Genomic DNA, 11,446 nt, shown 5'->3' on the forward strand with positions numbered 1-11,446 from the left:
GGGCGGGTCAGTCGGCTTTCTTGGCCACCGCCACCAGCGCGGGCCGCAGCAGGCGGTCCTTGATCATGTAGCCGACCTGCATTTCCTGCACGACGGTGCCCGGCTCCTTGTCGCTCGGCATTTCCAGCATCGCCTGGTGAAAATTGGGATCGAGCTTGGCGCCGAGCGCCACGATCTTGGAGATGCCGTGGCGCGTGAAGACCGCGTCGAGCTCGCGGCCGGTCGCTTCCAGCCCTGCGACAAGGCCCTTGAACTTGTCGTCGGCACGCAGCTCCGCGGGGATCGCGTCGAGCCCGCGCGAGAGATTGTCGGCGACCGAGAGCAGGTCGCGCGCGAAGCTGGTCGCGGCATAGGCGCGCGCATCGGCGGCTTCCTTCTCGGCACGGCGGCGGATGTTCTGGCCCTCGGCATGGGCGTAGAGGACGGCCTTCTTGGCTTCCTCCAGCTCGGCCTCGAGCTTCGCGGTGCGGTCTGCTTCCGCGACTTCGGGGGCGGCCTCGGCGGTTTCCTCGCGCAGGTCGGCGGCTTCGGTATTGTCTTCGTTCATCATTCCGTCCCGGTAATCTTAACCCATGAGCCGCGCGAGCGTCGCGGCAGTGAAATCGACCATTGGCACAACGCGCGCATAGTTCAACCGCGTCGGGCCGATCACCCCCACCACGCCGACCACGCGCCCGTCCGTCCCGCGGAAGGGCTTGGCGATGACGGACGATCCCGACAGCGAGAACAATTTGTTCTCCGCGCCGATGAAGATCCGCGTAGCGTCGCCGGCGCTCGCGCTGTCGAGCAAGTGGGCGATCTCCTGCTTCCCTTCAAGGTCGTCGAGCAGATCGCTGATCCTATCGAGATCGGCGGCGGCGGCCGCGTCGAGCAGGCGGCCCTGGCCGCGCACGATGAGGACGGGGCGGCGGTCGCTGTCCTCGCTCCACACCGCGAGGCCGCGTTCGACGAGGGTGCGGGCGGTGACGTCGACGAGGGCGCGTTCCTCCGCCATCTCGCGCTCCAGCCGCGCGCGCGCCTGGCCGAGCGTGAGGCCGCCGAGCATCGCCGTCATGTAATTGCCCGCCTCGATGAGGGCGGAGGGCGGCACGCCGGCGGGCAGATCGACGACGCGGTTCTCGACCGATCCGTCCTGCGCGACCAGCACGGCCAGCGCCTTGTCGGCCGAGAGCGGCACGAAGCTCATCTGGCGCAGCACCAGTTCGCGCTTGGGCACCATCACCAGCCCCGCGCAGGCCGAGAGGCCGGAGAGTGCGAGCGTGGTCGCCGCCAGCGCCTCTTCGACCGGGCCGACCTGCTGCACCTGCGATTCGATCGCGGCGCGCTCTGCGGGGGAGGGTTCCAGCGCGTGCATCATGCCATCGACGAACAGGCGCAGGCCCGTCTCGGTCGGCATCCGCCCGGCGCTGGTGTGCGGGGCGGCGAGCAGGCCGAGCTCCTCGAGATCCTGCATGACGTTGCGGATCGAGGCGGGCGAGAGGTTGAGGCCGGAAAGGTGCGCGATCGTGCGCGACCCGATCGGCGCGCCGGTGTTGAGATACGATTCCACCACCACGCGAAACACGTCGCGCGCGCGATCGTTGAGTTCGGAGACGGGTGGGGCGTGCATCACGGTCATGTGGGGAGCGACTTTGCGCGGCTCAACCGGGATTGTCACGCGTTGGGTGTGAAGGGGTGACAGCACCCACCCGCAAGGATAGGGCGGCGGCCACTTCACGAGGAGAATACCCCATGCGCCCATCCGGCCGCACCCCCGATCAGATGCGCGAAATCACCATCACGCCGAATTTCACCAAGCACGCCGAAGGATCGGTGCTGATCGCCTTCGGCCATACCAAGGTGCTGGTGACGGCGTCGGTCGAGGAGAAGGTGCCGCCGTTCATGCGCGGGCGTGGCGAGGGCTGGGTGACGGCGGAATACGGCATGCTTCCGCGTGCCACGCATACGCGCGGGTCGCGTGAGGCGGCCAAGGGCAAGCAGTCGGGGCGGACGCAGGAAATCCAGCGGCTTATCGGGCGCAGCTTGCGTGCCGTCACAGACCTGAAGCTGCTCGGCGAGCGCCAGATCGTGCTCGATTGCGACGTGATCCAGGCCGACGGCGGCACGCGTACCGCCTCGATCTCGGGCGCGTGGGTGGCGCTGCGGCTCGCGATCGATGGGCTCATCGCATCGGGCAAGCTGACCGCGGACCCGCTGACGCAGAAGGTCGCGGCGATCTCCTGCGGCATCTTCAACGGCACGCCGGTGCTCGATCTCGATTACGACGAGGATTCGAACGCCGATGCCGACGCCAATTTCGTGCTGCTCGAAAACGGCAACATCGCCGAGGCGCAGGCCACCGCCGAGGGTGCGACCTATGACGAGGAGGCGCTGCTGCGTCTGCTTCGCCTCGCGCGGATCGGGTGCGCGGATATCTTCGCGGCGCAAGCCAAGGCCGTGGGTCGGTGAGCGAAGTGCCGCCGCAGGCGATCCGCAAGCTCGGCAAGGGCAAGCTCGTCATCGCCAGCCATAATCAGGGCAAGGTCAAGGAAATCCTCGAGATGCTCGGGCCTTACGGGGTGGAACCTGTGTCGGCGGCGGACCTCGACCTGCCCGAGCCGGAGGAGACCGGCACCACCTTCCTCGCCAATGCCGAGCTGAAGGCGCGCGCGGCGGCGGACCTCACCGGGCTGCCCGCGCTCGCCGACGACAGCGGGCTGTGCGTCGATGCGCTGGGCGGCGATCCCGGCATCTTCTCGGCGCGCTGGGCGGGGCCGGAGAAGGATTTCGGGCTGGCGATGCGGCTCGTCAACGAGGCGATCGAGGTGAAGGGGCCGGATGCGAGCCGCGACGCGCATTTCGTCTGCGTGCTGGCGCTGGCGTGGCCCGACGGCCATGTCGAATGGTTCGAGGGGCGGGTCGACGGCACGCTCGTCTGGCCGCCGCGCGGGACGGGCGGGTTCGGCTATAACCCGATCTTCCAGCCACTCGGCAGCGAGCTGACCTTTGCGGAAATCCCCGATGCCAAGAAGGCGATCAGCCACCGTGCCGAGGCGTTCCGGCAGATGGTCGCGGCGGTGTTCTAGAGCCCGCACTCCGTTCGCCCTGAGCGAAGTCGAAGGGCACGGGTTGCCCATGTGCTTCGACTTCGCTCAGCACGAACGGATTTAGGGTGTCACCCCACCGGCTGCTCGAACTGCTCGATCACCCATTCCTCTTCCTGCGCGGACGCGATCCAATCCTGCATAAACGGATGCGTCAGCACCGCGTCCATATAGGGTCCGGCGAAGCGCGCGATCGGCAGGCTGTAGGTGACGATGCGCGTCACCACCGGCGCGAACATGATGTCGGCCGCGCCAAACGCGCCGAACAGGAATTCCCCGTCGCCGCCGAAGCGCGCGCGTGCCTGCGCCCATAGCTCCATGATGCGGGTGAGATCGGCGACGACGTCGTCGTCGGGGGTCTTTGGCGGGAAGACCTGGCGGACGTTCATGCTGTGCTTCTTGCGCAGCGCGGTGAAGCTGGAGTGCATTTCCGCCGACATCGACCGCGCCATCGCGCGGGCGGCGGGGTCGGCGGGCCAGAACAGGTCGCGGCTGGTCTTTTCCGCCAGATATTCGACGATCGCGAGGCTGTCCCACACCACGGCGTCGCCGTCCCACAGGATCGGCACCTTGCCGGAGGAAGGGGCAAATTCGTCGCCCTCGCGGCGCTTGTCCCAGTCCTGATCGTAAAGCGGCACCACCACTTCCTCGAAGGGAAGGCCGGATTGCTTGCAGGCCAGCCAGCCGCGCAAGCTCCAGGACGAATAGGCCTTGTTGCCGATGATGAGTTTCATGGGCGAAGCGTTAGTCATGTCGCCGCATTGCCACAACTGCCGGATAAGGCTTTACTTGGGAAAAGGGCGGGGGCCTGACCGGGAGAGACACTTTGTTGACCATCGACAAGGACGGCCTGATCACCAGCGGCCGTATTACCCAGCATATCGTATCGACTTTGGGCAAGGGACCGCTCGGCACCGTGAACGGGATCGTCGTCCACCAGACCGGCGGCAGCACCGCGCAGTCGGCCTTTTCGGGCTATGTCGCCCGGCCGTACGGCACGCATTTCCTGATCGACAAGGACGGGACAATCTACCAGACGGCGTCGCTGCTCTATTACACCTCGCACGTCGGCAAGCTGCGTGCGCGCTGCGTGGCGGAGCATCGCTGCACGCCGGTCGAGATGAAGACCTATGCCAAGTTCAACCCGACCCTCGAGAACAAGCTCGAATCGGCCAAGTCGGCGCCGGATCGCTATCCCGGCAACAAGGACAGTATCGGCATCGAGCTGGTCGGCGAGGTGAAGGCCGGCACCGACACCTATGTCGATGTGACCGCGGAGCAGAACGCATCGCTCAAATGGCTGGTGAGCGAGCTGGCGATGACCTTTCACGTGCCGATGACCGAGGTGTTCCGGCATCCGCAGCTTTCGCGCAAGAACGCAACCGAGGCGAGTACGGCGACATGGTGAGTGCATTTCTCCTGCTGGCGCTTGCGGGCGCGCATCCTTCCTGCACCGAGGGCACGGAGGAAGTGCCGCCGCTGTGCCCGGCGAACATCCCCGCGATCCGCGCGGTGATCGTCGAGCGATCGGGCAAGGGCGACCATATCGAGGATGACGAGCGGCTCGACTGCTCCAGCTTCCGACTGAGCGCGCCGGAAGTGCGGCGCTATTTCCGCGACGCACGGCGGGTGAACCCGCAGGCGGCGGACGCGACGCTCGATCGCTCGCCCTGCTATGTCGCGGGGCGCGTGACCTTCGCCAACGGGCAGACCGGCAAGTGGCGGATCGAGCAATATAAGGTCGGCCGCCTGACGATCGGCAAGCGCAGCCTTTTGCTCTATGCGCCCGATGCCGGGGAACCGTTCATCGGGTGAACCTGCCCGCGCGCTAGAGTGATAGCTGGCTTGACAGATTGACACCTGAATCGAAAATGTAAGGGGCGATCGTTTCCAAAATTGCACCAATCGGGCGCGGAAAGTCACACTGAGGTCACACTGATCCGCCGGTTTGGCGCGGACCCCTCGTGTGGGGATCGGTGAGGGCGGGCCGACGATAAGAAAGAGCGTGGCGACTGTCGCAGATCGGCAGCGTGTAGGACAGCCTAACATGCGCTCGTCGTTCAGTCATCTTGGGGGGATCCCCGGCGCAGGCCGGGGTCCAGTTGCGGATGTCCCGGTAAAGTGCGCCGCGCTCCAGTCGCCGGGGCCTTCCCGACTGGACCCCGGCCTTCGCCGGGGAACACATGTTTCGAGAAGCTGAGCACCGCAAGCGTCCGGGATGACAGCGTGTTCGTGCTAACCGATCGCCTCGATCACCGCGGCGCGCAGTTCGGGGATGCCCAGGCCGGTTTCCGACGAGGTCGCGAGGATATCGGGGTGGGCGGCCGGGTGCTTGCGGATTTCGGCGGCGGTCGCCTCCGTCACTTCGGCGAGTTCGGTCGGCTTGATCTTGTCGGCCTTGGTGAGGACGATGCGGTAGCTCACCGCCGCCTTGTCGAGCATCTCCAGGATCTCGCGATCGACCTCCTTGATGCCGTGGCGCGCGTCGATCAGCACCAGCGCGCGCTTCAGCACGTCGCGGCCGCGCAGGAAGTCGTTCACCAGGAAACGCCATTTCTTGACGATATCCTTGGGCGCCTTCGCGAAGCCGTAGCCGGGCATGTCGACCAGCCGGAAGGCGAGCGGGGTGCCCACGTCGAAGAAGTTGAGTTCCTGCGTACGCCCCGGCGTGTTCGACGTGCGGGCGAGCGCGTTGCGGCCGGTCAGCGCATTGAGCAGCGACGACTTGCCGACGTTCGAACGCCCCGCGAACGCCACTTCGGGCACCACCGCGTCCGGGATGAAGTCGAGCGAAGGCGCCGATTTGAGGAAGGCGACGGGGCCCGCGAAGGTCTTTCGCGCGGCCTCGATCGCTTCTGGTTCGAACGGATCGCTCACTTCGCCACCGGCACCTTGAGCTCGGGATGGCGGGCGTAGAGCAGGCGCTGCTGCAGGATCGTCAGGCAGTTCGACGTGATCCAGTAGACCTGCAGGCCGACCGCGAACGGCGCCATCACGAACATCAGCACCCAGGGCATGATCTTGAAGACCTGCGCCTGCGCCTCGTCCATCGGCTGCGGGTTGAGCTTGAACTGGAAGTACATCGAGATGCCGAGGAACACCGGCACCACACCGATCGCCAGGAAGGCGGGCAACTGGAACGGCAGATAGCCGAACAGGTTGAGCACCGTTGCGGGATCGGGTGCCGACAGATCGTGAATCCACAGCACGAACGGCTGGTGCCGCATCTCGATCGTCAGCAGCAGCACCTTGTAGAGTGCATAGAGGATCGGGATCTGCAGGAAGGTGGGGAGGCATCCGGCGAGCGGATTGACACCCTCCGCCTTGTAGAGCGCCATCACCTCCTGCTGCGCGCGCGCCTTGTCGTCCTTGTAGCGTTCCTGCAGCGCCTTCATCTTCGGCTGGATCACGCGCATCTTCGCCATCGAGGCGAACTGGCGCTGGGCGATCGGGAAGAGCAAAGCGCGGATCGTCAGCGTCAGCGCGATGATCGCGACGCCGAAATTGCCGATCGCGCGGAACAGGAAGTCGAGATATTTGAAGATCGGCTTTTCGACGACCTCGAACCAGCCCCAGTCGATCGCCTTGCCGAACAGGTGGACGCCGAGCTTGTCCTCATAGCCGTCGAGCGTGTTGGTTTCCTTCGCGCCGGCGAAAACCTTCACCGACGAAACCAGCGCCTTGCCGGGCGCGACGACCTTCGGATCCAGCGCGAAATCGGCCTGGAAGGTATCGCCGACGGCGGCGCGGAAGCCGCCGTGCATCTTCGCGCCCGAATCGGGGATCAGCGCGGCGAGCCAGTATTTGTCGCCGAAGCCGAACCAGCCGCCCTTCGAATCGAAGGTGTTGTCGCCGGGCTTGCCGATATTGCCGAAGATCTTTCCGAAGAACGTCGCCTCATGCCCCTGCAGGTTGCCGTAGGTGATGTCGTAGGTCGCGCCGTTGGTGAACACGCCGATCGGGCCGACGTGATCGGTCCAGGTATCGGGATCGGGCGAGACGCCGGTGCGCGAGATGAGCGCATAGGGGCGCAGCGTGACGGGGGCTGCGGTCGGGTTGGTCACGGTCTGGCGGACGGTGAACATATAGCGTTCGTCGATCGCGATGCGGATCGCGAAGCGCATGCCCTGCGGATTGGTCCAGGCGAGCGTGACGGGCTGCGCCGGGGTGAGGACCGGCGCGCTGGCTGCAAACACCGTGTCGGCGTTCGGCGTCGTCACGCCGTCGCCCGACCAGCCGAAGCCGGCGAAATAGGCATGTTGTGCGCCGGAAGGCGAAAACAGCCGGATCGACTTGGAATCCTTGGCGATCGTTTCCTTGTACTTGCTCAGCACGAGATCGTCGATGCGCGCGCCCTTGAGGTTGATCGAGCCGGCGAGGCGCGGCGTCTGGATACGGACGCGCGGGCTCTCGGCGATCACCTTCTCGCGGTCGCGAATCTGGCCGGGCCTGTTGGCGGCAGGACCGGCCGGGCCGGCGGTGGTATCGACGGGCTTGCTCTTGCCGTCCACGATCTTGGTCGCGGGCGGGTTCGCGGTGGGGAAGAACTTGGCACCGATGATCTGCCAGCCGAACAGGATCAGCGCCGCGAACACCGCGAACAGGAGGAAATTCTTGCCTTCGTCTTTCACCAGGAAATCCCGTTCGTGAGTCTGTGGGTGCTTACGGCACCGGGTCGGGGCCGAAACCGCCCCAGGGATGACAGCGCCCGATCCGCTTTGCCGCGAGCCAGCCGCCCTTCAGCGCGCCATAGCGGCGAAGCGCCGTGATTGCATAGGCGGAACACGAGGGCTGGAAGCGGCACGAGGGCGGCAGGACGGCGGAAGGGCCGATCTGCCACGCGCGGACGAGCGCGATGAGGAGGCGGGTCAGCATCGGGTCATGCCCCCAACTTCCGTTCGTCCTGAGCGAAGTCGAAGGACATGTGGCAACGCCGGGGCATGTGCTTCGACTTCGCTCAGCACGAACGGGCTGCGCGATTCGCTCACCGCGCGACCTTCGCCAGCGCCTTGCCGAGATCGGCCTGCAATTGCGCGAAATCGCGGGTCAGGCCGTCGCCGCGCCCGATCAGGACGTGATCGGCACCGCGCACGCCGCTTTCGGGCAGCGCGGCGCGGGCGAGCGCGCGCAGGCGGCGCTTCAGCCGGTTGCGGATCACCGCGTTGCCGATCTTCTTGGTGACGGTATAGCCGATCCGCATCATGGGATCGCCATCGTCGCGGGGGCGCATCAGCAGGACGAAGCCCGGCATCGGCGCGCGCCGCCCGCTGTTCGCCGCGAGGAAATCCGCGCGGCGAGTCAGAGTCGCAATTACGCCGACAGCTTCTTGCGACCGCGCGCACGGCGGGCGCGAATCACGTTGCGGCCGCCCGGCGTCTCCATCCGCGCACGGAACCCGTGCCGGCGTGCCCGCACCAGATTGCTCGGCTGAAAGGTCCGCTTCATGAGTCATTCCCTGATCGTCGAATAGAAAAGGGCCACCACAGGGGCGGCCTTGCAGCGGGTGCGCATAGGCGGGAGTGGCGTGGAAGTCAATTCGAAGATTGGCGCGGGGCGGCATCGCGGAGGGAGATAGGAAGGTGTCTTGGGTGTGCAAGACACAAAGTTCCTCTCCCTTCCAGGGAGGGGAGAAGAGGCTTCCCCAACCCATAACCGTTCGCTAAGCGTTCTCCCAACCGGGGGGGTATCGAATGGTCGCGAGCGTATCGACGGTGGCGTATCTCGGGCTCGAGGCGCGCGCGGTCGAGGTGCAGGTGCAGCTCATTCCCGGCCTTCCCAATTTCAACGTGGTGGGCCTCGCCGACAAGGCGGTGGGGGAAAGCCGCGAGCGCGTGCGCGGGGCGATCGCGTCGATGGGGCTGGCGCTGCCGCCCAAGCGCATCGTCGTCAATATGTCGCCCGCCGATCTGCCCAAGGAGGGGTCGCATTTCGACCTGCCGATCGCGCTCGGCCTGCTGGCGGCGATGGGGGTGGTCGATGCCGAGCAGCTCGCCGATTATGTCGTGGTGGGGGAGCTCGGGCTCGACGCGCGGATCGCGCCGTCGCCGGGGGTGCTGCTGGCGGCGCTGCATGCGTCGGAGCTGGGCAAGGGGCTGATCTGCCCGGCGGCGCAAGGGGCGGAAGCTGCGTGGGCAGGATCGATCGGCGTGCTGGCCGCGCCGGATATCCTCAGCCTCGTCAATCACTTCAAGGGGCACGGCCTGATCGGCGCGCCCGCGCCCGGCGAGGCGGAGGACGGCGCGCACGGCCCCGATCTGCGGCAGGTGAAGGGGCAGGAGACCGCCAAGCGCGCGCTGGAGATCGCCGCCGCCGGTGGCCACAATCTCATGATGGTCGGGCCGCCGGGCGCGGGCAAGTCGCTGATGGCGGCGTGTTTGCCCGGCATATTGCCGCCGCTCGACGCCGCCGAGGCGCTGGAGGTGTCGATGGTGGCGAGTGTGGCGGGCACGCTGAACGGCGGCCGGCTGACGCGCACGCGGCCGTTCCGCGCGCCGCACCATTCGGCCTCGATGGCGGCGCTGACCGGCGGCGGGCTGAAGGTGAAGCCGGGCGAGGTGAGCCTCGCGCATCTCGGCGTGCTGTTCCTCGACGAGCTGCCCGAATTCCAGCGCGCGGTGCTCGATTCGCTGCGCCAGCCGCTGGAGACGGGCACGGTCAGCGTCGCGCGGGCCAACGCGCACGTCACCTTTCCGGCGCGGGTGCAGCTCGTCGCGGCGATGAACCCGTGCCGCTGCGGGCATCTCGGCGACGCGGCGCTGGCGTGTTCGCGCGCGCCCAAATGCGCGGCGGATTATCAGGCGAAGGTCTCCGGGCCATTGCTCGACCGCATCGACCTGCACGTCGAGGTGCAGGCCTTGTCCGCCGCCGATCTCGTCCTGCCGCCGGCGGCCGAGGGATCGGCGGAGGTGCGGGCGCGCGTCGCGGCGGCGCGGGGCGTGCAGGCTGCGCGGTACGAGGATCACCCGGTGCGCACCAACGCCGAGGCCGATGGCGGCCTGCTCGACGCGGTGGCGACGCCGGATGAGGCGGGGCGGGCGCTGCTGGCGCAGGCATCGGAGGCGATGCGGCTGTCGGCGCGCGGCTATACCCGTATCCTGCGCGTCGCGCGGACGATCGCCGATCTGGCCGGGAGCGAGGGCGTGGGGCGCATTCACGTCGCCGAAGCGCTCAGCTATCGCCGCCAGCCGCCGCGCAATTGATCGCTTGCCGCTGGGGCCCAATTCGCGGACTATCGCGCCAAAATATACGAGTCGCACGGCCTGATTTTTGGGGGAGACGTCCGATGGAATATATGTTGATGCCGTTGAAGCGTTACGCCGATTTCGAGGGGCGCTCGCGGCGGACCGAATACTGGATGTTCGTTTTGGGCATCTTCATCGTATCGATCGTGATCGGTGTGATCGCGGGGATTCTCGGTGCGATCCTGGGCGGCGGCGAAGGCGGCGGCGGCGCGATGGTGGTCGTCTTCGGGCTCTTCGGCATTTTCGCCCTCGGCCTGATCGTGCCCTCGATCGCCGTGCAGGTGCGCCGTTTCCACGATCAGGACAAATCGGGCTGGTTCGTCCTGCTCGGCCTGATCCCGTATGTCGGCGGCCTCGTCGTGCTGGTGTTCATGTGCCTGCCGGGCACGGTCGGCCCGAACAAGTTCGGCCCCGATCCCAAGGGTGACGGCAGCGACGTGATCGGCGGCGGTGTGATGGCGGCGCGGCCCGACCTGCGCTGAGCCAGGCCTAGAGCGGCGCGATCGAGAGGATTTCGATCGCGTCGGCCTTGCCGCCGAAATCGGTGAAATCCCCGGCTTCCGCACCGATCATGGCGCGGGCGAGCGGGGCGGAGAAGGCGATCCGGCCGGCGGCGGGATCGCCTTCGTCGTGTCCGACGATCTCGATAGTGCGTTCCGCGCCGTTGAGCGTGAACGCCACGCGCGTGCCGATGGCGACGCTCTCGCCGGTGGCGGGGGCGGCGACCTCGGCCGTCGTCTCGCGCGTTTGCCAGTAACGCAGATCGCGCTCGGCGAGCTTGCGCGCCTCCTCGTCCTCCGCGCTTTCCGCCAGCGCCGCGAAATGTGCGACCTGGGCGGAGATCAACGCCAGCCCGCGCGGGGTGACAAGGTTCGGCCCCGGCGGGATCGGCAGCTCGAAACGCGGTTCCTTGTGTTCCTCGTCGCTCTCGCGGCGGAAGGCGACGCTCATCGGTATATCCTTCGGTTGCCGTCACCAACGGTGCGGCCAAGAGAATGTTGCGGCAGCGGCCGGCTTGGGCTAGCGGGGATGTCGTGCGGGCGTGGTGGAACTGGTAGACGCGCCGGACTCAAAATCCGGTTCCGCAAGGAGTGTCGGTTCGATTCCGACCGCCCGCACCAT

Annotated in this window: 15 protein-coding genes and 1 tRNA gene; 7 read left to right on the forward strand and 9 right to left on the reverse strand. The window is 67.0% G+C overall.

From position 1 onward, the window contains the following. Window positions 1–7 precede the first annotated feature (7 nt). The gene (locus Q5H94_RS00965) at window positions 8–547 is read right to left on the reverse strand and encodes a nucleotide exchange factor GrpE (RefSeq protein ID WP_431312126.1); all 540 of its coding nucleotides are present in this window, start codon (window positions 545–547) and stop codon (window positions 8–10) included. A gap of 18 nt (window positions 548–565) precedes the next feature. After that, on the reverse strand, window positions 566–1,609 hold the full coding sequence (gene hrcA / locus Q5H94_RS00970) for a heat-inducible transcriptional repressor HrcA (protein ID WP_304559739.1): 1,044 nt from the start codon (window positions 1,607–1,609) through the stop codon (window positions 566–568). Window positions 1,610–1,731: 122 nt separating this feature from the next. Here hrcA and rph point away from each other — a divergent pair, with 122 nt between their 5' ends. Both rph and rdgB read left to right on the forward strand, forming a co-directional pair. Continuing rightward, window positions 1,732–2,448: a ribonuclease PH gene (gene rph, locus Q5H94_RS00975; RefSeq protein WP_304559202.1), complete on the forward strand. Its 717-nt coding sequence runs from the start codon at window positions 1,732–1,734 to the stop codon at window positions 2,446–2,448. After that, window positions 2,445–3,065, forward strand: coding sequence for an RdgB/HAM1 family non-canonical purine NTP pyrophosphatase (rdgB, locus tag Q5H94_RS00980; RefSeq protein ID WP_304559204.1), 621 nt, complete (start codon window positions 2,445–2,447; stop codon window positions 3,063–3,065). Before rph ends, rdgB begins: the two co-directional genes overlap by 4 nt. An 89-nt stretch (window positions 3,066–3,154) precedes the next feature. Here rdgB and Q5H94_RS00985 read toward each other — a convergent pair whose 3' ends face one another. Beyond that, complete coding sequence (locus Q5H94_RS00985; protein ID WP_304559206.1) at window positions 3,155–3,817, reverse strand: glutathione S-transferase family protein; 663 nt, start codon at window positions 3,815–3,817, stop codon at window positions 3,155–3,157. Window positions 3,818–3,912: 95 nt separating this feature from the next. Here Q5H94_RS00985 and Q5H94_RS00990 point away from each other — a divergent pair, with 95 nt between their 5' ends. Together Q5H94_RS00990 and Q5H94_RS00995 are read left to right on the forward strand one after the other, a co-directional pair. After that, window positions 3,913–4,491, forward strand: coding sequence for a peptidoglycan recognition protein family protein (locus Q5H94_RS00990; protein WP_304559208.1), 579 nt, complete (start codon window positions 3,913–3,915; stop codon window positions 4,489–4,491). Continuing rightward, window positions 4,488–4,898 (forward strand): hypothetical protein, encoded by a 411-nt coding sequence (locus tag Q5H94_RS00995; RefSeq protein WP_304559210.1) that lies wholly within the window; start codon window positions 4,488–4,490, stop codon window positions 4,896–4,898. Before Q5H94_RS00990 ends, Q5H94_RS00995 begins: the two co-directional genes overlap by 4 nt. Window positions 4,899–5,318: 420 nt before the next feature. Here Q5H94_RS00995 and yihA read toward each other — a convergent pair whose 3' ends face one another. From yihA to rpmH, 5 genes are all read right to left on the reverse strand, one after another. Next, entirely contained in the window at window positions 5,319–5,960 is a 642-nt protein-coding gene (yihA, locus tag Q5H94_RS01000) for a ribosome biogenesis GTP-binding protein YihA/YsxC (RefSeq protein ID WP_304559212.1), read from the reverse strand. Further along, window positions 5,957–7,714: a membrane protein insertase YidC gene (gene yidC, locus Q5H94_RS01005; protein WP_304559214.1), complete on the reverse strand. Its 1,758-nt coding sequence runs from the start codon at window positions 7,712–7,714 to the stop codon at window positions 5,957–5,959. The genes yihA and yidC overlap by 4 nt, the downstream gene beginning before the upstream one ends. A 31-nt stretch (window positions 7,715–7,745) precedes the next feature. Then, complete coding sequence (yidD, locus tag Q5H94_RS01010) at window positions 7,746–7,958, reverse strand: membrane protein insertion efficiency factor YidD (protein ID WP_304559216.1); 213 nt, start codon at window positions 7,956–7,958, stop codon at window positions 7,746–7,748. Between the two features lie 109 nt (window positions 7,959–8,067). Continuing rightward, entirely contained in the window at window positions 8,068–8,394 is a 327-nt protein-coding gene (gene rnpA, locus Q5H94_RS01015) for a ribonuclease P protein component (RefSeq protein WP_304559740.1), read from the reverse strand. Continuing rightward, complete coding sequence (gene rpmH, locus Q5H94_RS01020) at window positions 8,394–8,528, reverse strand: 50S ribosomal protein L34 (protein ID WP_083224946.1); 135 nt, start codon at window positions 8,526–8,528, stop codon at window positions 8,394–8,396. The genes rnpA and rpmH overlap by 1 nt, the downstream gene beginning before the upstream one ends. A 245-nt stretch (window positions 8,529–8,773) precedes the next feature. Between rpmH and Q5H94_RS01025 the strand changes: the two genes are divergently transcribed. Both Q5H94_RS01025 and Q5H94_RS01030 read left to right on the forward strand, forming a co-directional pair. Further along, window positions 8,774–10,282 (forward strand): YifB family Mg chelatase-like AAA ATPase, encoded by a 1,509-nt coding sequence (locus Q5H94_RS01025; protein WP_304559218.1) that lies wholly within the window; start codon window positions 8,774–8,776, stop codon window positions 10,280–10,282. An 83-nt stretch (window positions 10,283–10,365) separates the two neighbouring features. Beyond that, window positions 10,366–10,806 carry a DUF805 domain-containing protein gene (locus Q5H94_RS01030; RefSeq protein WP_304559220.1) on the forward strand — a complete coding sequence of 147 codons (441 nt, stop codon included), beginning with the start codon at window positions 10,366–10,368 and terminating at the stop codon, window positions 10,804–10,806. 7 nt (window positions 10,807–10,813) lie between these two features. Here Q5H94_RS01030 and Q5H94_RS01035 read toward each other — a convergent pair whose 3' ends face one another. After that, window positions 10,814–11,275 (reverse strand): GreA/GreB family elongation factor, encoded by a 462-nt coding sequence (locus tag Q5H94_RS01035; RefSeq protein WP_304559222.1) that lies wholly within the window; start codon window positions 11,273–11,275, stop codon window positions 10,814–10,816. 85 nt (window positions 11,276–11,360) lie between these two features. Between Q5H94_RS01035 and Q5H94_RS01040 the strand changes: the two genes are divergently transcribed. Then, window positions 11,361–11,445, forward strand: a tRNA-Leu gene (locus Q5H94_RS01040). Window position 11,446: the final 1 nt, after the last annotated feature.

Source organism: Sphingomonas immobilis (assembly GCF_030580995.1).
GTDB classification, from domain to species: domain Bacteria; phylum Pseudomonadota; class Alphaproteobacteria; order Sphingomonadales; family Sphingomonadaceae; genus Sphingomonas; species Sphingomonas immobilis.

What these genes read in the sequence shown, in the direction of transcription:
- Q5H94_RS00965 (WP_431312126.1), bottom strand. Translation starts at nt 547, where the DNA reads ATGAACGAAGACAATACCGAAGCCGCCGACCTGCGCGAGGAAACCGCC.
- hrcA (WP_304559739.1), bottom strand. Translation starts at nt 1,609, where the DNA reads ATGCACGCCCCACCCGTCTCCGAACTCAACGATCGCGCGCGCGACGTG.
- rph (WP_304559202.1), top strand. Translation starts at nt 1,732, where the DNA reads ATGCGCCCATCCGGCCGCACCCCCGATCAGATGCGCGAAATCACCATC.
- Q5H94_RS00985 (WP_304559206.1), bottom strand. Translation starts at nt 3,817, where the DNA reads ATGAAACTCATCATCGGCAACAAGGCCTATTCGTCCTGGAGCTTGCGC.
- yidD (WP_304559216.1), bottom strand. Translation starts at nt 7,958, where the DNA reads ATGCTGACCCGCCTCCTCATCGCGCTCGTCCGCGCGTGGCAGATCGGC.
- rpmH (WP_083224946.1), bottom strand. Translation starts at nt 8,528, where the DNA reads ATGAAGCGGACCTTTCAGCCGAGCAATCTGGTGCGGGCACGCCGGCAC.
- Q5H94_RS01025 (WP_304559218.1), top strand. Translation starts at nt 8,774, where the DNA reads ATGGTCGCGAGCGTATCGACGGTGGCGTATCTCGGGCTCGAGGCGCGC.
- Q5H94_RS01030 (WP_304559220.1), top strand. Translation starts at nt 10,366, where the DNA reads ATGGAATATATGTTGATGCCGTTGAAGCGTTACGCCGATTTCGAGGGG.
- Q5H94_RS01035 (WP_304559222.1), bottom strand. Translation starts at nt 11,275, where the DNA reads ATGAGCGTCGCCTTCCGCCGCGAGAGCGACGAGGAACACAAGGAACCG.